This window comes from Proteiniphilum sp. UBA5463 (assembly GCF_002427225.1).
GTDB classification, from domain to species: domain Bacteria; phylum Bacteroidota; class Bacteroidia; order Bacteroidales; family Dysgonomonadaceae; genus Proteiniphilum; species Proteiniphilum propionicum.
On record NZ_DIQL01000051.1, the window covers coordinates 21261 to 44885 of the forward strand.

The 23625-nt window shown below is 40.4% G+C and carries 16 protein-coding genes, 1 tRNA gene and 2 pseudogenes; 10 read left to right on the top strand and 9 right to left on the bottom strand.

Annotated elements, in window-relative coordinates:
* Window positions 1-126: 126 nt before the first annotated feature.
* The 8 genes from B3B27_RS08345 to B3B27_RS08380 all read right to left on the bottom strand — a co-directional run bounded on the left by B3B27_RS08345 (window position 127) and on the right by B3B27_RS08380 (window position 11856).
* On the bottom strand, window positions 127-615 hold the full coding sequence (locus B3B27_RS08345) for a SixA phosphatase family protein (protein ID WP_238866470.1): 489 nt from the start codon (window positions 613-615) through the stop codon (window positions 127-129).
* A 162-nt stretch (window positions 616-777) separates the two neighbouring features.
* A complete protein-coding gene (gene tdh / locus B3B27_RS08350; RefSeq protein WP_238866468.1) occupies window positions 778-1803 on the bottom strand; it encodes an L-threonine 3-dehydrogenase in 1026 nt (341 codons plus the stop codon).
* 34 nt (window positions 1804-1837) lie between these two features.
* Window positions 1838-3025, bottom strand: coding sequence for a glycine C-acetyltransferase (gene kbl / locus B3B27_RS08355; RefSeq protein ID WP_238866466.1), 1188 nt, complete (start codon window positions 3023-3025; stop codon window positions 1838-1840).
* A gap of 19 nt (window positions 3026-3044) precedes the next feature.
* On the bottom strand, window positions 3045-4265 hold the full coding sequence (locus tag B3B27_RS08360; protein WP_238866465.1) for a bifunctional 3,4-dihydroxy-2-butanone-4-phosphate synthase/GTP cyclohydrolase II: 1221 nt from the start codon (window positions 4263-4265) through the stop codon (window positions 3045-3047).
* Window positions 4266-4298: 33 nt separating this feature from the next.
* Window positions 4299-6299, bottom strand: a complete 2001-nt coding sequence (locus tag B3B27_RS08365; RefSeq protein ID WP_238866463.1) for an LptF/LptG family permease — start codon at window positions 6297-6299, stop codon at window positions 4299-4301.
* Window positions 6300-6421: 122 nt separating this feature from the next.
* Window positions 6422-6811, bottom strand: a complete 390-nt coding sequence (locus tag B3B27_RS08370) for an START-like domain-containing protein (RefSeq protein WP_238866461.1) — start codon at window positions 6809-6811, stop codon at window positions 6422-6424.
* 275 nt (window positions 6812-7086) lie between these two features.
* Window positions 7087-9072: a glucosamine-6-phosphate deaminase gene (locus B3B27_RS08375; RefSeq protein ID WP_286844991.1), complete on the bottom strand. Its 1986-nt coding sequence runs from the start codon at window positions 9070-9072 to the stop codon at window positions 7087-7089.
* 357 nt (window positions 9073-9429) lie between these two features.
* Window positions 9430-11856, bottom strand: a complete 2427-nt coding sequence (locus B3B27_RS08380) for an endonuclease MutS2 (RefSeq protein ID WP_238866457.1) — start codon at window positions 11854-11856, stop codon at window positions 9430-9432.
* 370 nt (window positions 11857-12226) lie between these two features.
* Between B3B27_RS08380 and B3B27_RS08385 the strand changes: the two genes are divergently transcribed.
* The 8 genes and pseudogenes from B3B27_RS08385 to B3B27_RS08425 all read left to right on the top strand — a co-directional run bounded on the left by B3B27_RS08385 (window position 12227) and on the right by B3B27_RS08425 (window position 16661).
* Window positions 12227-12300, top strand: a tRNA-Met gene (locus tag B3B27_RS08385).
* A 118-nt stretch (window positions 12301-12418) separates the two neighbouring features.
* Entirely contained in the window at window positions 12419-12838 is a 420-nt protein-coding gene (locus B3B27_RS08390; protein ID WP_238866455.1) for a hypothetical protein, read from the top strand.
* A gap of 255 nt (window positions 12839-13093) precedes the next feature.
* Window positions 13094-13435 (top strand): helix-turn-helix domain-containing protein, encoded by a 342-nt coding sequence (locus B3B27_RS08395; protein WP_238866453.1) that lies wholly within the window; start codon window positions 13094-13096, stop codon window positions 13433-13435.
* A 4-nt stretch (window positions 13436-13439) separates the two neighbouring features.
* Window positions 13440-13580: a hypothetical protein gene (locus tag B3B27_RS08400; RefSeq protein WP_238869535.1), complete on the top strand. Its 141-nt coding sequence runs from the start codon at window positions 13440-13442 to the stop codon at window positions 13578-13580.
* Window positions 13544-13762, top strand: a pseudogene (locus B3B27_RS08405) (primase-helicase family protein); the annotation flags it as partial. The gene B3B27_RS08400 and the pseudogene B3B27_RS08405, both read left to right, overlap by 37 nt.
* A 281-nt stretch (window positions 13763-14043) precedes the next feature.
* Window positions 14044-14970: pseudogene (locus tag B3B27_RS11860) on the top strand (relaxase/mobilization nuclease domain-containing protein).
* A 120-nt stretch (window positions 14971-15090) separates the two neighbouring features.
* Window positions 15091-15501 carry a hypothetical protein gene (locus B3B27_RS08420; RefSeq protein ID WP_238866447.1) on the top strand — a complete coding sequence of 137 codons (411 nt, stop codon included), beginning with the start codon at window positions 15091-15093 and terminating at the stop codon, window positions 15499-15501.
* A gap of 368 nt (window positions 15502-15869) precedes the next feature.
* On the top strand, window positions 15870-16661 hold the full coding sequence (locus tag B3B27_RS08425) for a class I SAM-dependent methyltransferase (RefSeq protein WP_238866445.1): 792 nt from the start codon (window positions 15870-15872) through the stop codon (window positions 16659-16661).
* 101 nt (window positions 16662-16762) lie between these two features.
* Here B3B27_RS08425 and B3B27_RS08430 read toward each other — a convergent pair whose 3' ends face one another.
* Entirely contained in the window at window positions 16763-17785 is a 1023-nt protein-coding gene (locus B3B27_RS08430) for a S8 family peptidase (protein ID WP_238866443.1), read from the bottom strand.
* Between the two features lie 705 nt (window positions 17786-18490).
* Between B3B27_RS08430 and B3B27_RS08435 the strand changes: the two genes are divergently transcribed.
* Entirely contained in the window at window positions 18491-21631 is a 3141-nt protein-coding gene (locus tag B3B27_RS08435; protein ID WP_238866441.1) for a SusC/RagA family TonB-linked outer membrane protein, read from the top strand.
* Window positions 21632-21642: 11 nt separating this feature from the next.
* The gene (locus B3B27_RS08440) at window positions 21643-23613 is read left to right on the top strand and encodes a RagB/SusD family nutrient uptake outer membrane protein (RefSeq protein WP_238866438.1); all 1971 of its coding nucleotides are present in this window, start codon (window positions 21643-21645) and stop codon (window positions 23611-23613) included.
* The last annotated feature ends 12 nt before the right edge of the window (window positions 23614-23625 follow it).

The window sequence follows — 23625 nt, forward strand, 5'->3', positions numbered from 1 at the left end:
GTTATGTGACGTGATGGCGATGGCGTTAATCAGTAAACAAGAAAGATTTTCTACGCCTCGATTGTGGTACAATCAAAACCGTAGTTTGTCTTTAAATAGCAAATAAGGCTTTTTTGAAGCTTGTTTCTACAGATCCTTCGCCAGTTTCAGCCACATGAAGTTGGCGCGCTCTGCAGTAATATTAATCCATGAATCGACATTGAACTCAAAGCATACGGCCGATGCCGTGGGAAGAATATCAATCAGCACTCCCAGGTCGTTTATCAAATTTGTTATACCCGGATTGTGCCCTACATAAAGGCAAGTGTCAACCTCATTTGGAAGTTTTGAAATCACATTCATTATCCACCGCGCTGGGGCAAAGTACAAATTCTGATCGGTTTTAATATCTTCTTCCGGATACCCGATACTTTTTGAAACATATATTGCTGTTTCATAAGCCCTTTGGGCCGATGACGAGAGTATCAGATCAGGTATTCCCAACCTTTTCAGTATGTATTCACCCATTGCAGCAGCGTTTTTGCTTCCACGCAAGGTAAGTGCACGGTCATAGTCGTCTTTGGCCATCGTATTTTGTTCGGCTTTGCCATGGCGTAATAATACCAGCTGCTTCATGATTATCTTTTTTTTATAAACGATACTGATACTTACAGGTGCAAAATCAGCAATAATTCCGATAAAATTGAACAGCTTAACAGACTAAGCTAATTAGCTTTGAGTGCAGCCTTCAGACAGTCCCGAAATTAAATATCCAAGAGACGGGCAATAATTGCAAAATCAATCCCAGTTCAGTATAACTTTTCCGCACTGTCCACTTTCCATCACATCAAATCCTTTCTGAAAATCATCAATGCCAAAGCGGTGTGTAATAACTGGGGTCAAATCAAGGCCTGTAATTAGCATCTGCTCCATCTGATACCATGTCTCCCACATTTCTCTTCCATAGATTCCCTTCAGCGTTAGTGCTTTAAAGATAATCTCATTCCAGTTTACAGTAGTGGTGTTGGGCAGAATACCCAGTAAAGATATTTTTGAGCCGTTGTACATATTTTCCACCATATCCCTGAAGCCTGCAGGAGAACCGGACATCTCGAGCCCCACATCAAATCCGCGCATACCCAGCTTTTCTACCGCCTTCGCTATAGTTTCACCTTTTGATGGATTAACCGTTAGCGTAGCACCCATCTTTTTTGCAATATCCAATCTGTAATCGCTCAAATCGCTCACCACAATATAACGTGCACCGGCAAATCGACAAATGGCGGTAGCCATGCTTCCTATAAGCCCCGCTCCGGTAATAAGTACATCTTCAGCAATCAATGGGAACGAGAGTGCAGTATGTGTAGCATTTCCAAACGGGTCCATTATGGAAGCGATCTCATCGGGTATGCGAGGATCAAGCTTCACAACATTCGATGCCGGAAGCTGCAGATACTCAGCAAAAGCACCGTCTCGATTAACGCCCACACCCATGGTGTTTTCGCAGACATGAAGTTTGCCTCGGCGACAGTTACGGCAGTGTCCGCAGGCAATGTGGCCTTCACCTGTAACACGGTCGCCTATCTTCAGATTTTCCACACCACTGCCCATATCAACAATCTCACCCACGTATTCGTGCCCAATAGTCATAGGTGTATTGATGGTTTTTTGTGACCATTCGTCCCACTTGTAAATATGCAAGTCGGTGCCGCAAATAGCTGTTTTCTTTATTTTTATAAGTACATCGTTCACACCAACAGATGGAACTGGCACCTCTTCCATCCAGATACCCTTTTCAGGACGAATCTTAACCAATGCTTTCATTTGATAAATATTTTAAGGAGTTGTAAGTCAGAAATCAGATCACTTCCAGTTTTTTCCCCACTTTTATGAATGCCGCAATAGCTTTGTCAAGATGTTCATGTTCGTGAGCTGCGGAAAGCTGTACACGAATTCGTGCTTCACCTTTCGGAACCACAGGATAATAAAATCCGGTCACATATATTCCTTCTTCAAGCATTCCGGCGGCAAAATCTTGCGACAATCTGGCATCATACAGCATCACTGCGCAAATGGCCGATTGGGTTGGTTTAATGTCGAACCCTGCCTCTCTCATCTTAGTTACAAAATAGTCCACATTTTCATGCAGTTTATCCTGCAGCTGATTTGATTCCTGCAGCATGTGGAAAGCCTCCATGCCAGATGCAGCCACCATTGGTGGAATTGAGTTGGAAAAAAGATAGGGTCGTGAACGCTGGCGCAGCATCTCAATAATCTCCTTGCGCCCAGTGGTAAATCCGCCAATAGCACCGCCGAAAGCCTTACCCAGAGTACCAGTAATGATATCAACATCTCCCATGATATTGAATAATTCAGTAACGCCTTTTCCGGTTTTACCAACTACACCTGCAGAATGGCTCTCATCTACCATTACCAGTGCGTTGTATTTTTTTGCCAGCTCCATTATTTTGTCCATAGGTGCCACATTTCCATCCATTGAGAATACACCATCGGTTGCAATAATTCTGAATCGCTGAGCCTGCGACTCTTTCAGCTTTTCTTCAAGGTCGTTCATATCAGCATTGGCATAACGATATCGTTTAGCCTTGCAAAGCCGAACACCGTCAATAATAGATGCATGGTTAAGCATGTCGGAGATGATAGCATCCTCATCGGTAAAAAGAGGGTCAAATAGTCCGCCATTTGCGTCGAAACAGGCAGCATAAAGAATGGTATCGTCAGTTTTAAAATAGTTACTGATAGTCTTTTCCAGCTCCTTGTGGTAGTCTTGAGTACCGCAGATAAATCTAACCGACGACATGCCATAACCGCGTTCATCCAATGCCCGCTTTGCAGCGCCTATCAGCCTCGGATTATCAGACAACCCTAAGTAGTTGTTGGCACAAAAGTTAAGTACCTGTTGCCCCGATTGAACTCTTATCTCTGCCCTTTGCGGGGTAACAATAATTCTTTCATTCTTGTAAAGTCCTGCCTCTTCTATTGCTCTAAGCTCGGCCTGAAGGTGTTGTTGCATTTTTCCGTACATATCTATTTATTTTTATAATCTATTTTATATTTCGAAGCACATGCCCCATTTTCTTCTTTTTGGTCTCCATATAGAAGTGATTATACTTGTTGGGCGTAATCTCAAGAGGCACATTTTCAACTACCTCCAGTCCATACGATTCCAATCCGATCCTTTTTCTGGGATTGTTGGTCATCAGTCGCATATTCCTCACTTCAAGGCTGCGCAATATCTGGGCTCCCACTCCGTAATCCCTCTCATCGGCCTGGTAGCCGAGATGAAGGTTGGCATCTACTGTGTCAAGTCCCTGTTCCTGCAGTTTGTATGCAGCTGCTTTTGCCATTAGTCCTATTCCACGTCCCTCCTGGTTCAGATATACCAGCACGCCTCTACCCTCTTTTTCAATCATCTCCAACGCTTTATGCAGCTGTTCCCCGCACTCGCAGCGCATTGAACCAAAAGTGTCGCCCGTTATACACGATGAGTGCACACGTACCAGTATAGGCTCATCATCGTGCCATTCACCCTTTACCAGCGCCACGTGCTCCTGTCCGGTGGCTTTCTGCAGGAAAGGAATCATCATAAAATCGCCGTATTGCGTTGGAAGCCTGACCGCTTCACCCCTTTCTATGAGCGATTCGGTCTGGAGCCTGTATTTAATCAGATCGGCTACGGATACAATCTTAAGATCGAACTTTCTGGCCATATTCATCAATTCCGGAAGGCGAGCCATGGAACCATCCTCGTTTTTAATTTCTGCGAGTGCGCCGGCAGGATACAAGCCTGCGAGACGGGCAAAATCTATTGATGCTTCTGTATGCCCTGCACGACGAAGTACACCCTTTGATTGTGCCCTAAGTGGAAAAATATGTCCCGGACGGCCAAAATCTTCCGGCGCAGTCTCTTCGCGGGTAAGTGCAAGTATGGTTTGAGCCCTGTCGTAGGCCGAAATTCCAGTTGTACAACCATGGGTAAGTAAATCAATGGATACCGTGAAAGGCGTTGAATGGATAGAAGTATTATGAGTAACCATCATCGGAAGCTCCAGCTCTTCGGCGCGTTCTTTAGTCACAGGCGCACAAATAAGGCCCCTTGCATGTGTCTCCATAAAGTTGATCTTTTCAGGGGTAATGCACTCCGCAGCTATAATCAGGTCGCCCTCGTTTTCTCTGTCTTCATCATCGACCACGATTATGAAATTTCCATTCCTTATTTCATCAATAGCCTCCTCGATGGTGTTTAATTTAATATTATTTTGCATATATATAAAATTATTTTATGCTGTTACTGAGTTTTAATCTTCAGATATTACTGCATCAAAATTATGTTCTATCACCGTTTTTCCTGCAATTGCTGCATCAACAGGTGCATGAATATTACCGATAATTTTTTTTAAATTCACTATCAGCAGTTGAATATTCTCCAGATCTTTTCTTATTCTCACTTCAAAGGGTATAAATAAGAGTCTCGGAATTATACCAAACGGAAAGAAATACATGCTTATCCTGGCAGGAAGCGAGTTTGTTTTAAAAAGGCGGAAACTACTGATGAGCACCGGGAACTCTTCAGCTTTTGCAAGCACCTTTAGTTCTCTTGAGTTGGATAGCTGGTTTAGTATTATTTCCATTGAGCTTTTGATGTATCTCAATTCCCTATCGTAATTAACATCTGTCCAATACTGTTTATAGGACAACCTTCTATATCTATTGATAAAGATATCAATTTCACCTGATAATTCCGATAAAGAACCCGATATTTTGTTGTAGTCCGGTATATCAATAATTACACTCTTTACATTATACTTTCTTGCTTCACGAATAAAGAACAGCCTCTTAAAGAATTCAACATAGGTATCTGCATTCATGATTACAGAATCGTTAACTGCTTTGTGGGTAAGGAATACACCAATAGGCAGCAGAACAAGCGAACTGAACCACATACCGAACCAATGTACCCAAACACCGTCTCGTGTCATCTTGTATCCAACATTTTCCACAATGTAATAGATAATGAAAAGTATTACTGATATGACAATAGGTGTGCCCAGACCTCCTTTTCTGACTATCGACCCCAGTGGTGCGCCAATAAAAAAGAATATAAGGCAGGTGAAAGGAATGGTAAATTTTCGATGCCATTCTATCCAATGCCGGTTTATGGTCTTTTGAGTAGTTGTCTTGTTGAAAGATCTGAAAAGATACTCGTTGCTGTTATTATCGGCCTTCATAAATGCACTCTGGAGTATAGCCGACTGCTCTTCGGCCCTTTTCGACTGCAGAAGGGTGTCGGGCGAAGGGACCTCAACATTTGAATACAAAGGAGCTGTTATTAGCGAATCTCTCTTATCGGCAGGGTAGCTGTTGCGAAAGGTGAGAAAGGAGTAATTTTTCATCAATTTTCTGTCCATCACGTTTACACTGTCCATTATCATAGTCATGGAATCGATGGAATAGCCAAGTTCTGAAAGATTTTTGGATACATAGTTACTTGTAGAGCTTCCTTCAATAACATCTTCTCCCATGCGGTTAAAATTGGCATCATAAGAGATCATCATTGTCTTCACCTTGAAGCTTTCACGTGCGTACGGAACAAAATCGGGATTATACTGAGATGATGAACCCTGGTTGAAATTCTGAAATTGCTGCCCGCTGTACATTGTGAAGATAAGCATTGTCTTATCTTCTGTCATACTCATTTTGGCCGAATCGCAAATAATCACAGCCATATTGTTGAATCCGCTCGCAATATCGTATATCAGCACATCATACAACATTCCCGTGCGTCTGTCTTTTTTTCCCACGTAAAGGTTATACCCCTCTATCTCTTTATAAAAGACACCTTCTGGAACATCCAGTTCTGGTGATGCTTGTCTAATGGATATAAGTAACGAATAGAATTTGGTCTGAATTCTTGGAACAGCGTAGTTCTGAAAGAAAAAGGCACTCACTGAAATACAGAAAACAAGGACAATGAGCGGTTTCATGATTTTAAGCAGAGGGATACCTGCCGATTTTATGGCCAGCAGCTCAAAGTTTTCGCCTATATTCCCGAATACCATCAGCGATGCAAGCAGGATTGCCAATGGTAATGCCATCGGAATAAGGTTCAGTGCAGCATAGAAGAACATCTCCCCTATTACATCCAACCCCAGCCCTTTGCCTACCATATCTTCCACGTATTTCCACAGGAATTGCATCAATACCAGAAAAAGGCATATGGCAAAAGTCATCAGAAAAAGCGGGATAAAGGTTGTAAGAATATAACTGTATAATCGCTTTATTTGGAAAAATCTACCCATTAAATCTGAACAAAAAGAGACCTGTTTAATTTTATGACAAAGATAGTAAAATCAAACGTACAAATGCAGTTCAAAAATGTAAAGTTGATTAAAGCGAGTAACTATATTGCAACCACAAACTGTCAGATGCCTAATCTTCGCTTCAACTCATCTATCTGCGACTCCCATAAAGTAATAGCATCTCCTTTTTCACCCGGATCGGCAAAATCTGTAACCTCCAGTGTAACATCACCTGATAGTTCAAGTTTACGAAGTAAAAACTCAAAATAATAGTTCTCCTCACCTTCGTCAATCCATCTGTAACGAATACTTGACTGTGGCTTCTGATTCAAAATCATAGCCTGGTTTGATGATTTCCCCCACGTGAAGGTGTAAATGGTTTCTGTCTCATCCATTGACACTTCATCTGCAAACCATTCCGAAAGGCCATCAATCTGGCTGATCATACGCCACAAACTGCTCTGAGTTGCATTGCCCATCAAAAACTCAATATGGAATTTTTCTTTCGACATGTGTTATTTTAGAAAAGGCCACAATATACGACTTTTTTTTTAAAATATCGACATAAATATATAATATTCTTCCCTGTCAGTTCAAAACAGCTATCATATGTATAATATTGATAACCTTTTTGTTCTGTGGATCTCAGCAACAAAATACCACAGATCAATACCAGCATGTACAATGTATTAGAGTAGCCATAAGTATATCAGGCACCAACTAAATGAGCTGCCTGGCTTTCCGGGCAGCTCATTATATCAATAATAACCAAAAGGGTCTTTTTACATCATTGTACCGGAATGTACTCAACAAATGCCTCTATCGCTTCATATGACGCCAGTCCAAGCTTCCAGTACATTTCGGCAGTAGCACGGTTACGCTCTTCTGAGCGTTGCCAGAACAACCTCTCATCGTCCCCAAGGAAAGGTGCACTCTCCATCTGCGACTGATGTTTAAGTATAGCGTTCCTTTTCTGTCTGAGCTCCTCAGGTGAAAGGGGTACTGCCATTTCAATATGGGCTATCTCCCACTCCATCCATGCACCACGGTACATCCATACACGGCAGTCTTTAAACCATTCTTCCTCTTTTAGTATGTCAATGGAAGCCAGAATGGCATCGAGGCACACCTTATGTGTACCATGCGGATCGGCAAGGTCGCCGGCAACATATATCTGATGCGGTTTTATGGTTTGAATGAAATCTTTCACAATGTTCACATCCTTTTCGGAGATAGGGTTCTTTTTAACTTTTCCGGTTTCGTAAAAAGGAAGGTCCAGAAAATGAACATTCTCTTCAGAAAGCCCCACATACCTATCGGCAGAACGTGCTTCTTCTCGACGGATTCTTCCTTTTATAAACAGAATATCGGGGGTATCCTGATCTTCTTTTGCTTTTTCGTGCATCAGATATTGTCGGATACCCTCGTATTTCTCCAGTAATCCTTTGTTGCCGGGATCAAATTTTTTGCGCATACTTTTCAATACAGAGATATAGCGGATCACCTCTTCGTCCCCCACAGCAATATTCCCCGATGTCTGGTAAGCGACATGTACTTCGTGCCCCTGATTGACAAGCCTCTGAAATGTGCCTCCCATAGAGATCACATCATCATCTGGGTGTGGGCTGAAGATTATAACTTTTTTCGGATATGGCTTTGCCCTTTCGGGACGATAAGTATCATCGGCATCGGGTTTACCTCCGGGCCACCCTGTAATTGTATGCTGTAATTCATTGAATATTTTAATGTTAACATTATATGCCGATCCGTATAGTGTAATTAGTTCGCTCAAACCGTTATCATTGTAATCCTTGTTAGTTAGCTTCAGAATGGGCTTGTCAACAACGCCACAGAGCCAAACAATAGCCCTCCGGATAAGTTTGTTTGTCCAATCGCAGTTGGTTACAAGCCATGGATGGCTTATGCGTGTAAGGTCAGAGGCAGCTGCAAGATCAACAAACAGCTTAACTTCCGAATGTGTCTGCAATATTGACCCGGGAACCATATCCGTTACAGGGCCTTCAACGATATTATGCACACTTTCTGCTTTTTGTTCACCCCATGCTACAAGAGTAATTTTTCTTGCCTCCATCATATCTGACAGCCCCATAGTAATTGCACTTACAGGAACCTTATCAAGTGAACCAAAATTGCGAGCGATATCTTTTCTCGAATCACCGTCGAGCATAACCAGACGTGTCTGAGAGTGAAGACTGCTGCCCGGCATGTTGAAAGCAAGGTTGCCTTTACTACCCAACCCAAGCAGGAGGTAGTCCAATCCGCCCATTCTCTGGAGATCCTTTTCAAAAACCTCACAGTTTTCGGCTATAAGGTCTTTTTCGATGGTTGCATCAGGAGAGAATATATTCTCCGGTTTGATATCTATCCGGTTCAAGAAAAAATCTTTCAGCATCTGCAGGTTGCTGTACGCAAAATCCATGACCGGGTAAAATTCGTAGGTATTGAATACAACCAGATTACTGAAGCTTAAATTCTCCTCCCTGTGTTGTCTTACCAACTCCTCATATACCGGCAGAGGTGAACTGCCGCCACTAATTCCCAATACAAACTGTTTCCCCGTTTGTTTCAGCTTTAACATCTCTTTTACAATGTCGTTTGCTATCTTTTTGGCAGCTTTATTTGTCTCCTCATAAATAGCCAGCGGCAACTTCTCGTACCTCGAAAGATTATACTCTTCATAATCATTCTCAGGCCTGTAATACTTTTTTGGAACCCCTTCCAGTGTAATGTGTGAACTCAGATCTAATCTCATACCTGTTAGTAATTTTAAAACTATAATTTATGTTTATACTATAACGCCTTTACAAGTGACAAGTTCTAAATTAGGATAATTTAACTATTGTCATGTGCTCCGGCTTCTTGTTCATAGTTATTTTCCTTGTCAATGTTACGGGTAATGTGTACGTAAATATTCAACGTAACTGCTGAAACAGTACCTATAGCAACGAACACATACCAAATATAGTGTGCGTTCCGGGTTGCCTCTGCGTAGGCTGCCGCATTAAGGGCTCCAGCCTGGTTCCCTAACTACATCACCAGTGCTGAGAGGGGAATAATAAACATACCAATCATCATTGAAGTGATGGCACTTCTTTTTTTATTAATGATGTCATTCCAGATCTACCACGGTTATACCTGCTCCGCCAAATTGAACATGTTCATCCTGATAATGCGCCACGCCGTTCACGCTACCCAGGTACTCCCTTATAATCTGCCGCAGGGCACCTGTCCCGGTGCCGTGTAGAATACGAACACGTGAAACGCCAAGCTGTATGGCATCGTCAATAAAGTAGATCACGGCCTGCAGTGCTTCGTCACCACGCATTCCTCTAACATCAATATCCTGCTTGAAATTCAATCTCCTTTCATGCATAAAATCGCGTGTGTTAGATGTTCTCTTCTCTTTTTTAAGTTGATTGGCGCTAACTTGTTCAAGCTTGTCCAGATCTACAGTTGACTTTATCATCCCGAAAGCGACAGTCGCCCTTTTACCGGAAATATCCAAAACCTCTCCCACCGAAGCCTGTCCTTTAAATCGCACGGTATCTCCTACCTCCGGCTTTTTCACCTGTTGTGCAGCATCTGCTGGAAGTGTCTTTTGCTTCCTTTTCCGCCTTCCACGGGCTTTTACTTCTGAAGCTCCATCAGGTTCAATTTTATCCTTGAATTCACGAAGCGATTGTCGTGCCTGTTTTGTTTTTTCTTTATCAGCCTGCGACTCTTTAATCTGCCTGATAGTACTCTCTATACGGGCATTGCTTTCCTGGATAAGCTTTTCAGCCTGTTGTTTTGCTTGCAGGATTATCTCCTTTTTCTGTTTATCTATCTCTTCGAGTCTGGTTTCAAATTTCGATGTCAGCTCTTCCAGATGCTTCCTTTCACGGCGTATCTCGTCTCTTTTGCGCTCCCAGTAGCGCCGGTCGCGTGAAATATCCTGCAGATATTTGTCCATATTGATGTAATCGTTGCCCACTATCTCCGATGCCCTGATAATCACATCTTCGGGAAGGCCAATTTTACGGGCTATCTCCACGGCGAACGAGCTCCCCGGATTACCAATTGATAACCTGAAAAGGGGTTGCATCTCATGCCGGTCATAAAGCATGGCTCCGTTAACCACTCCCTCATGCTCATTGGCAAAATGCTTCAGGTTCTGGTAGTGGGTAGTGATAACTCCAAACGATTTCTGACTATTGAACCTGTCGAGCAACGCCTCCGCAATAGCTGCTCCAATCTGCGGTTCGGTACCGCTTCCAAATTCATCGATCAACAGCAGCGAATTGCCGTTGCAGTTCTTTCCGAAAAACTTCATGTTCATCAAATGTGAACTGTATGTAGAAAGATCGTTCTCTATAGACTGCTCATCACCAATATCGATAAAAATATCGTGGAACAAGCCCACTCTCGAGTTCTCTTTCAGTGGTATCAGCAGCCCGCACTGCACCATGTATTGCAATAGACCTACTGTTTTCAGGCATACTGATTTACCTCCGGCATTGGGACCGGAGATCACAAGTATCCTGTTCTTGTTATCAAGTGTGATGTCAAGTGGTACAATCTTTCTGTTCTGTTTTTTAAGGGCAAGGAAGAGCAAAGGGTGTACCGCCTCCACCCAATCTATCTGCTGCACGTTGTCCACGGAAGGCTTGATTCCGCCTGTAAGCATCGCAAAAGATGCTTTTGCCTGAATAAAATCTATTTTAGCCAGAAACTCATACGACTCCAGCAGATCCGGCAGAAAAGGCCTTAGCCAGCTGCTGAATATTGTCAGTATTTTAATGATCTCCCGGCGCTCATCCGCCTCCAGTTCACGGATGCGGTTGTTGGCCTCCACCACCTCCGATGGCTCAATGAAGACTGTTTTCCCTGATGCGGATTCGTCGTGTACGATTCCCTTTATCTTACGCTTGTAAGAAGGATTAACAGGGATCACCAGCCGTCCGTCACGCATGCTCGGCGAAACATCCTTATCTACAAATCCTTCAGCCTGTGCCTTACGCATGATAGTGTTCAGGCTTTTTGAAATACCATTCATAGTAGAGCTCAGTTCGCGACGGATATTCGACAATTGGGGCGATGCATTGTCCCTCACCTGGCCAAGATCATCGAGTATTATGTCTATTCTTTTGGTGATCTCCGGATAGGTGATCAATGTTTCTGTAAGAGCAAGCAGATTAGGGTATTTGGGTGTTTTGTCATCGTCACGATGCAGAAATGCCACAATCCCGTTAATGGTCTGCAGTGAACGGCGTAATTCAAACAGAGCACCCTGGTCTATCCATGCCCCTTCTATACGTATACGTTTCAGTACCGGCCGCATATCATAAAAATGGCCGTCGGGAAAAGAATCCTCCTCTTTCCTTATTCTAACAAACTCTTCGGTCTGGGAGAGATGAGTCGTTATCTCGTTGTAGGAGGCAGAAAAGTGCATCTCTTCCACCTTCTCTTTTCCCAGCTGGCTCAGACATCGCTCCGAAAGAAGTTGGCGTACTCTGTTAAACTCTATCTTCTGCTCAAAATTATCGGGATAAATCACTTTTTAATATTAATGTGAGGTTAGAAACACTGTTTACGGCACAAAATTACAACATTAAACCGAATTTATCTAAAGGGAATTTGTCTGAAAAGCACTAAAATCTATCATCCCATTTACTGCTGTCTCCCACAAGTGAAAGAGATAAAAACAGTGAGAATTTTAAAATTAAGCCCGTATTGAATGTTTTTTTGAAATTGGTATTGCAGAATTCAAAAAGAAGTGCTACTTTTGCACCTCGAATTTAGGGCAGTAAACTTTAGTTTTGTGTACCTTTTTTCAGATATTTCAATAAACAGCCAGGCTGGATAGAGCCCATGATTCATAATCATAAGGTCTGAAAAGCAGTTGACAAAGGCTGTAATTATTTAATGGCGAGATAGCTCAGTTGGTTAGAGCGCATGATTCATAATCATGAGGTCCCGGGATCATGCCCCGGTCTCGCTACATTCACAATCAAGCAGTTACATAAAAAGAGAATGTAGCTGCTTTTTTTATTTGCGGGTAAACAATGGGTAAACAAAAGAACTCAAAGCCATTGCTTGAAATCAAATAATAAATTAGTATGTTTGTTTTTCAAAATCATGCATTATGGCACGTCCCCGCAAATATACCTTTCCCCTTTCCGAACTGGGAGGATTTGAAGAAATTAAGGTTGGAACTTGAATCCAAGCCGGAACTGGATGATTTTGATATTGAAACCGCAGTTATAACCCTGAAACAACGCAAACAACCCTACACCGCACAGCCAGAAAACCTTGAAAAAGCCCTTGCATCACTTAAACAGTATATTTCCCGAAACGGTATTACAGAACCAGTCGAGTTAAGCAAGCGGGAGATGAGCGATATCCTGTGCATTTCCCGCCCGACCGTGGATAAACGGATCGATGCCGGGATTATCGTGGATGAAATAGCATATACATTCAGGGGAGTTGAAGTTTATTCCTATACCACCCGATCCGTTCTGAAGTGTTGGAAGAGTTAACCTGTAAACAATAGGACATAGTAATTTATATCCAATACCACCTCCCGCCTTCCCGTTCTTCCCCGCTTTATTTATATTTATTTAACAGGAAATAGTTTACCGCTTTACGTTTGGCGCCGCTTGTCTTCCATCGGCATCGATTGGCGTTGTTTGTAGTACCGTGTAAACCGGTTTTACGATTTAATATTCAATTGTTTATGTTCTTACTTTGCGACATTTATTTATATGTTTCATTAAAATAAAAAACGAAGAAGAATGGAAAAAATTATTCTTACTACACCCGAAGAACTACGGTCTTTAGTGAAAGAAGCCGTACACGGGTTACTGCCCCCACCGGCAGCACAAAAAACGGACTCTGATGTTGTCAACCTTGTGGAAGTACTCGCTTTCCTTAAAGAAAACGGTTATTCCACATCCAGAGGGAAAATGTACAAGCTCACTTCCGCAGGGGATATCCCCCACCGGATTTATAACGGCAAACTTGTCTTTTCACGGAAAGAATTACTGGCATGGGCGGAGAACAAGACACGTGACCGCCATAACTATAGTGAAATCACCCGCACCGTTGCCCGCAGCTCACGCAGGAAAATGAAATAAGGTCATGGAAGCCCACAAATTATATGTCAGGGTAGGAACCACCTATTACAAGGAAGTCCATAAACCGTTGCTATCCGGTGAGATGACAAAGGTGCGTGTTCCGTGGGGCGCAATACCGGAAAATCCACTTTCCTTAATTTGCTGAAAACGATTTTCGGTAAGAACATGACCTTCAACACCAACGAGGATTTCCGCAGCCAGTTCAATGCCGACTGGACGGGCAAGTTGCTGATCGGCATTGAGGAAGTGCTCTTTGACAGGCAGCAGGATTCGGAACGGATCAAAAACCGGTGGAGCCTACAGCCCGCCGCCAGCACACTCACCTATACGACCTATATTCCAGCTTATAATTCATTGAATCTGATAAAGTATAAGGACGAGAAAAAAACGGGACGGTTCTTTACCGTCACACGGGAATTTTCAGACACCTGTTTTTTGATGAAATGATGAATATCTTATCTATATATTTAATAATAAATAAAATAGAAGCTCATCAAACACTCATCAAAATTAAATTCCGATGAAAGAAAAAGGATGCCTTATCCTTTCCACGGGATATACTCTCCGTCTGGCAAACAAGATCGATGACGTGATAGAAGATATGCGCAATGATAGCTAAGATCACAAAGGGAAGTTCTTTCAAGGGTGTGGTAAAATACGTCATCGATGAAAAGAAAAAGACGCAGATACTTGATACGGACGGTTTACGCCTGAAAAACCTTTCTTTCCTCATCGAGAACTTTGTAACGCAGGCAGGGATGAACGGCAGGGTGTCGAAACCGGTCGGGCATATCTCCCTTGATTTTTCCGCACAGGATAAGGACAAGATAACTAACCAAATGATGGTGAAGATCGTACACGATTATATGAAACGCATGGGAATCACCGACACGCAGTATGTCATCGCCAGACATTTCGACAGGGAACACTCGCATATTCATTTAGTGTTCAATTGAGTTGACAATAACGGAAAGACCATTTCCGACAGTAACGGCCGTTACCGTAGCGGGAAGATCTGCAAGGAACTCACGGAAAAGTACGGGTTGTATTTCTCCACCGGCAATGAGAATGTAAAGCAACACCGGCTATAGGAACCGGACAAAACCAAATATGAGATATACAACGTCCTTAAAACGGCCGTACCAAAATGCCGGAACTGGAAACAGTTGATGCAGGAGCTTAAGAGAACGGGAATTAAAACGGAATTTAAAACCAAAGGCAATACCACCACCGTGGAAGGGATACGGTTTGAGAAGAACGGGTACAAGTTCAGCGGTTCAAAAATAGACAGGATGTTCAGCTACTCGAAAATTGACTTTCAGTTGAACCGGAATGCTAGGCAATCCATACAGCAGGATCAGGCGCAATCCCAATCGGCAACAGTACAGATAGGCATCGAATCCATCACATCGGGATTGGGAGGACTGTTCGACATCCGGCCTGCAAACGGTAACAATGACGATCAGGAATACCTGTACCGGCAACCGAGGAAAAAGAAAAGACGAAGGCATGGACGGCAGATATACTCTATATAATGCATTAAGTCAATATCTCAACAAGTCATGGCTTCATGATCTCATTACATCAGTGCCCCAATGCATAAATGCAAGGGTGCAATAAAACATCAAGGCAATAACATAATAACATATTAAAAAATGAAGAATATAGAAATTAACGAGATATACACGCTCTTTGAAGAAATCAGGGGGCTTATAAAGGCAGGGAGCAGGAACAACAACCCCATCCAACCCGATATTGAACTACCGGACTTGTCGGCCATAGACGAGTTATCCGGTAAACTGGATGAAGCGATTGGAGAAATCCGCAAACCGGTAAGAACCGAACACCACCATATTTTCAGTATTGCTTCCAGCAAGATATTTTACGGGATGATCGGATTATGTATTATATGTCTGTTTTTTATTATCATCGTATTCTACCAGCGGAAAGAAATCGCCACCTATAAGGACAACGATCTTAAATACCGGTACGTTCAGATGCAGGGAGAAATCACTCCTGCAGGAGTAATCAGCTTGGACAGTATTTTTGAGAACCGGGGGGGATAGCGGGAGAATAATTCGCAAACAAGTGGAACTATACGAAAAGGCTGTTATCGAAAAAAGCTAAAAAGTTGGAAAGGGCAAGGCTGAAAGAACAGGAAGCGGAACAATTGACAGAGGAAGCAACAAAATGCTTTACTAATCATGAATAACTAAATAGGAATAAATGACGCATGTGAATGTGTAGTAATCTAAAACATCAAAGATTTTACATAGGTAAAGAATAAAGGTAGGATTGAGATTTACAGAAACTTTCATGTGTTATATAAAAGCTTTCTACACGTAAGTTGTTGTAATTTTTTTACCTTTGCAACTTAGTGAGAGGCAGTAAGTACTCTCATCTAAGTCAAATAAAAATATGTAAAAAATATTATATGCAAGAGAGACATTCAGATCGATTGCGTTATTTCAATGAACTTGCAAATACTTCAAGAGAGTTTTATATTGATTATGTACGGCAGTATTATTCTATTAGTAAAGGATGTAAAGTACTTGAAGTTGGATGTGGGGAGGGAGGAAATTTATTGCCGTTCGCAGAGATTGGTTGTGATGTAACAGGAATTGATCGTTCGGAACAAAGGATTTTAGAGGCTGACTCGTTTTATGAATCTTTGAATATTAAGGGCAAATTCGTTTCAATCGATTTTTTTGATATGAATAATAGAGACGGGGACGAGAAGTATGATATTGTACTGGTGCATGATGTGATAGAGCATATTGGACGCAAAGATGAATTTTTGAAACATATAAAACAATTTGTAGCAAAGGATGGTATTATTTTTTGGAGATTTCCCGCATGGCAAATGCCTTTTGGGGGGCATCAACAAATTTGTAGACATAAATATTTGTCAAAACTGCCATTCTTCCATCTTTTACCGAGACCTATATATCGATGGCTACTATATTCTTTTGGAGAGGAACAAACTTGTGTAGATGAATTGCTGGATATAAAGGAATGTAGAGTTCCAATAGAAAAGTTTGAGAAACTTTTGAAGAAAAACGACTTTATCCAGATTAATAGATACTTGTGGTTCATAAATCCACATTATAAACAAAAGTTCAGCCTAAAACCCCGAAAATTGTCACCTATTCTTTCTCTTATCAGATATATCAGAAACTTCTTCACAACATCCTGTTGGTATATAACCAAGGTTGAAAATAATTAGATTGATAGATATTTGTAGATTTCTTCTAATAAATAAAGGTGGCAAAAAAACCACCTTTATTATTTTAATTGTAAATGAGTTTTGAGTTAATAGTGAAATTATTACAAGTTTATTATAAATTGTGAACCTGCATTAACTGTAAAAGGGTAATCAATCGTTATAAGATTTCCAATTGTAAAATTAAGTATGGCTGATTGGGAAACCGTAACATTCTGTGCATAGATACTCCATCCAGCAACATTTGTATTTGAAGTGACAGTTTTATTTACAAAATTAACAACCCCGCTTACTGTTGAAACAGCATTAAACGCATCAAGTAATCCATATCCCATTTCATTGTGCCATGTTCCATTTGGTCTCCCTGATGTAGTTACATAAGAATATCCTCCAACCTTTTGCGCAGTGCTCTCAATAATTCTCACAACTTCAGATCCTGCAAGGTCAGAATTAATTGAGAGAATCAAAGCAGCCACCGCACTTACATGAGGGGCAGCCATTGACGTGCCACTCATATACTCGATACCATTATTAGGAACAGTAGACAATATGTCAACTCCGGGCGCCACTACATCAAGACTTGAACCATAAGAAGAGAAACTGGCTTTTCTATCAGAAGTAGTTGTTGCTCCTACGACTAATAGTCTTGAATCAAAAGATCCTGGATAATCTACCCCATTTCTGTTTACATTTCCAGATGCAAAAACAACAACACATCCTTTTCCGTTTCTTCCAGAAATTAATGCAGTACGAATAGCATCTTCTAAGACAGTACTATGTAAATACTCATAATATGCGCCTCCATAATCACCCCATGAGTTATTTATAACCGCTGCCCCATTAGTCCGAGCATAACTTATTCCTGTTGCTAAATAACTGCTTAAAGTAGGGGATACAGCTAATGAGTGACTTATAGATAACATTGTGGTTTGGGGAGCAATGCCAGTATTTACGAAATCATCCCAATCGTCAGCCATAAATGTAAAGCCGGAAGTGTAATGTTTCAGTTTTCGATTATAGGTAATCCGCCAAAATGCAGGAGCAAATTCATCACCTTTGTTCCTTACTTTGCGGGTTAAAGTAACCGATACATTTCTATTTTGATAGTCAAAAATTGTTTTAGCCATTTTACTTCGTTTTAAAAGGTGGGTAAACAAAAATAGAAAATAAATATGAAACGAATAAAGAAATATTTTTCGTTTATATTATTAATAATAAGATATATAAATAAAGTATATAAAATGAAGAAAGCGGGAGAAATACAGTCTTCAATTATTCATAATCATGAGGTCCCGGGATCATGCCCCGGTCTCGCTACATTCACAATCAAGCAGTTACATAAAAAGAGAATGTAGCTGCTTTTTTTATTTGCGGGTAATTTGCGCACTCATAATATTTACAAAATATTTAGCCGCTATCGAACCATATGCGAAATTTCAGCAACAAAGTAATCTGTATACGTTTGAAAAATATAAAAACAGATCGATACCTGTAAATATTTAATCATTTCCTTGTTCATTAATTATATTTATATTTTATTTGTATAATATAATTAAATATTATATTGGAATCCATGATTTATTAGTATTTCGCTTATTCATAAAACCAAAATTATGAATAAATTTAAATTAATAAAACATTTTAAAAATCAACTTCTGGAGAATATTATTTCTTTCCGGCTGAATATATCACAGGTAAAATATTTAATGACAGACTATAATGTAAAATAGAATTATTTATCTCATTACTGAATTAATTAGATATTCATATTAAAATATTCAAATTTAATTTAAATGCATTTAGACATGTTTATTTATTAAAAAATCTTATGTATGAGAAATATTAACTTCAAATTAACAAAAGCTGCATTTATGGTAATGCTGAAGTTGTTATTTGTGTTTTTATGTTATCCTGTTATGGAAGCATATGCAAATACAACAATAGATGAAACTGTTCAAAGCAGAATGCTTATCAGAGGCAAAGTAATTGACATAAGTGGAAATTCTTTACCCGGAGCCAATGTTACGGTTGAAGGAACTACTCGTGGCGTTGTAACTGATACTGAAGGTTATTATGTAATAGAAGCTGAAAAAGGAGAGGTGCTTATCTTTTCTTTTATTGGTTTTCATGAACAGAAAGTAACAATTGGAAACAGATTGGCAATAGATGTCACTTTGACAGAAGAAACAACACTCCTGGATGAAGCTGTTGTTGTTGGTATGGGTAAACAAAGGAAAGTAAGTGTGATAGGTTCTATTTCATCTGTGTCAACCCAAGATTTAATGATTCCACAGCGCTCCTTAGTGTCCTCATTGTCTGGACGCATAGCCGGTGCGACTATTGTACAGCGTTCAGGAGAGCCGGGATATGACAATGCATCATTTTGGGTGAGAGGATTATCATCATTTACTTCGAGTGCACCACTTATTCTGGTGGATGGTGTTGAAAGAGATATGAATAATGTCTCAATAGAGGAGGTAGAATCAATTTCAATATTAAAAGATGCATCTGCTACTGCTGTGTATGGAGTCAGAGCTGCTAATGGAGTTGTGGTCATTACAACTAAAAGAGGTATTGCTCAAAAACCGGTAATTGATGTAAAAATGGAAACAGGTATTTCCGATCTGCCAAATTTGCCTAAGTTTTTGGATGGAGCTAATTATGCCATGCTATATAATGAAGCATTGGGACATGAGAATTATTCAAAAGATTACATTGAGAATTTGAGAGACAACTCAAATAGATTTATTTATCCCAATGTAAACTGGTTTGATGAAATCTTTAAAAAATGGTCTACAAACAGCAATGCAACAATCAATATTAATGGAGGAGCAGAAAGAGCCCGTTACTTTGTTAGTGCAGGTTTTTTTCAAGAAAAAGGGAATCTGAGGAATTATCCTCTTAATAATTATGATTCTAATATCACTGTAAAACGATATAACTTCCGCTCTAATATTGATATGAACCTGACAAAGTCAACGATTGTCAATTTAGAACTTGGAGCGAATCTTATGGATCAGCATGAACCCGGAGTTGGGAACAGGACTCTCTATTCAACATGGTTTAACAGCCCGGTGGAAGAGCTTTACTATTGGGCATATCTATCCAATCCTCTTGCAGCTCCAGTACGTTTGCCTATAGGGAAGAATGTAGATGGAAATACTTTATGGGGCTGGGGTGCTCCAAGTCAGATCGGGGAATTGAATCCGGCAGAAAGGTTGTTGGGATCAGGATACCATACAAGATATACCTTTCAAATAATGAGTCAGCTGATTCTAAATCAGGATCTTTCATTTTTGTTAAAAGGCTTGAATTTAAAGGGTTTTTTTTCATATGACGGATATAATAATTCCTCTCAGGCACGTTTAAAACAAATGTCAACATACGCCGTTGACAAAATTGATGACGATACAGGTGAATTTACCGTAAAAGAGATTACCAAAGGTTCCGATGTAATGGGGTATTCGTTTAACTCAGGCTCATCAAGGGCTATTGAAGCTAAAGCACAATTAAACTACGAACAAATTTTCATGAATTCACACCGTGTAGGGGGAATGCTTATGTATTATCAGCGTGACTTCAACAATAATACTGCCTCAACATCAATAACCTCATTCCCATATAGAAAGCAAGGTATAGCGTTTCGTTCCACATATTCATTCAGAGATACTTATTTCACTGAATTTAATATTGGATACAATGGTTCAGAAAATTTCCCCAAACAAGATCGTTTCGGTATATTTCCTGCCATTGCATTAGGGTATGTAATATCAAATGAAACATTCTGGAAATTTAAACCTGTCAATTTTTTAAAGCTTAGAGGCTCTTATGGCTTAGTCGGTTCCGAGGCGTTACCAAACAATTTGCGCTACGCTTACCTATCAACCTGGGGTAGCGGATTGGGTGGATATGCGTGGGGATACAATCCTACTGCTGTAGGGGGATTGGGTGAACAGCAAGTTGGCTTAACAACACTGACCTGGGAAAAAGGACTTAAAAAAAATCTGGGGATTGAATTTAAATTGTTCAACGATCTGTTTTCATTCGATTTTGATCTGTTCCATGAAAAAAGATATGATATACTTATTACAAGATCTTCTATTCCCGCTATATCAGGATTTAATCAATCACCATTTGCAAATATGGGTAAAATGGTAAACCGTGGATTTGAAACAACCATCGAGGTAAATGAACATATAGATAAACTCAATTATCGCATTTATGGAAATTTCGCCTTCAACAGAAATAAGATATTATTTAATGATGAACCACAAGGTGTTTCTCCGCAACGGATGTTAACAGGAAGAAGATATGGGCAGCAATTCGGACTTACTGCTATCGGGCTTTTTAAGGATCAGGAAGAGATAGATAATAGTCCGGAGCAAACTTTTGGAGCGGTGCGCCCTGGTGATGTTAAATATGCCGATTTAAACGGCGATGAAGTTATAGATATTGATGATATATCGCCTATTGGTTACTCCAGTATTCCTGAAATAAATTATGGCTTCGGAGCTCAGTTTCTGTGGAAAGGATTTGATCTTGGAATCTTTTTCCGGGGCCAGGCTAATGTGACATATTCATTGGGCGGGTCTACATTTATTCCATTCAGTGAAGGAGTTGGCAAAGGAAATGTATTTGCAAAAGCATTAGATAGATGGACTCCGGAGAATCCTAACCCGAACGCTTTTTATCCGCGTATGTCAAACGGAAGGTCAACCAACAATTGGCAGATATCAACACGAACAATTTACAGCGGGGATTTTTTGCGACTGGGTGATTTGGAATTTGGGTATAATATAAATAAAAAATACATTTCAACCTATGGTATGCAGGGACTAAGGCTTTATCTACTGGCTACAAATGTAGCGCTCTGGTCTAAATGGGATATGTGGGATCCTGAAACAGGTACACAAAACGGAAATAGGTATCCTTTACCCAGGAAATTAAACTTTGGTTTAAGAGCAACTTTCTAAAACAGATCATTATGAAAAATTTTATATTTTTAATTCTAATAGCGTTTATAGTTATTACAACTAATTGTTCTGATTTCCTGGATAAAATACCCGAAGATATCAGGACAGATGAAAAAGTCTGGGCTAACAGAAACGATGTACTATCTTATCTTGCAAATATTTACGCAGCTATTCCAAGACACAACCTTCATCAAGATGATCCATGGCTGGGCTGTTCTGACGAGATTGACAACTCATGGACTGTTTATAATACATATCCAATCAATTTAGGAAACTGGACAACAACATCTTGGTTTTATAGAAAATATGAACCTTATTACAGAGCTATACGTGCTTCACATGTATTTGAAGCCAATGTTGACAAGTGTCTGGAACTTGGTCCTGAATTAATAACACAATATAAAGCTGAATCGAAATTTTTACGTGGTTATTATTATTGGTTGTTGATACGCCAGTATGGCCCTATGGTCCTGATTAAAGAACTACAGCCCCTGAACGCCGATTATGCATCATTTAGCCGGAATACATTTGATGAATGTGTTGATTATATTGTGGAAATGATGGATGAAGCTGAAAAGGATTTACCACTTCACTGGTGGGATAACCAAATCAATATTGGCCGGCCTAATAAAATAGTGTGCAAGGCTGTTAAATCTGTGGTGTTGACCTTCGCTGCAAGCCCTCAATGGAATGGAAACAAAGAATATGCCGATTTCAAAAACCCGGATGGAACGCCACTTGCTAATACAACATATGATGAGAATAAATGGAGAAAGGCGGCTGCCGCTTGCAAGGATGTAATAAATATTTCAGAAACACAACCCGAAGCAAGACTGAAATTATATAAAAACAACGAAAATGGCGGTACAGTGTTTAATCCATACAAATCGGTAGTGGATGTACAATTAATAAAGTGGAACTGTGAAATTATATGGGGAGCATATGGAACAGGACAAACACAAGCCTGGATGATACATACCTCTCCGGGTCCCAACAATCTTGGGGGAGTTGGGCCAACACAAAGAGTAGTTGATGCTTTCCTTATGGAAAACGGAAGAACTATAGATGATCCGATGTCGGGATATATACAGGATGGGTTCACCACTGTAGGTGGGCCGCACTGGAATCCGAACAATAGAAATATTAATTCAGATACAGGAAGAAAACAAATAATTGCAGATATTCGTACTTCTGAAGCATGGGGACATTGGACAGGAGAATGGAATATGTACGCCAACCGGGAACCACGATTTTATGCTGCTATTTTGTATAACAAAAGAGTAATACCTCAAATACCTGATGATGTTGCAAAAAGAGACTACTACAGTTCAGTAGGCCAAAAAAACGGATATGGTCGTGCAGAGTTATACTATGGAGGGGTATCCCGCCAATCAGGCTCTTATACATTCTTTTCAAGAACAGGATATTTGGCATTCAAGAATGTTGACCCAATGGCCAATATGCGTGACCGGACTTATCCACAAGATTATATAAATGTATACATCCGTTATGCTCAAGTATTGTTGGACTATATTGAGTCATTAAACGAATATGATCCCAATAATGCAGATATACGAAAATACTGGGATATGATTCGTGAAAGAGCCGGGGTTCCAAGCGTATTCCAGGTTTATCCTGAGATATCAGGCAATAAAGAAAAGCAACGAGAATTTATTTTAAGAGAACGGCAGATAGAACTTTGTTTTGAGGGAGATCGCTATTTTACTTCCAGAAGGCGGTGGCTGGCTCATACACCCGATGAGGATGGAGTAACTGATAACCGTAAGTGGGGAGATGGCGGACGTATGTGGGGTATGGATATCAATGCAGGAAGCCCATCGACGAATAATTTCTCATTTACTGGTTTTTACAACATAGTTCCTTTTGAAACTCGTATATTTAAAAAAGAGTACTATTTGTTTCCTATTCCACAGACAGAAATAGATAAAACAAAGAGTCTTGTTCAAAATCCTTGGTGGTAATCATTTTAAGTT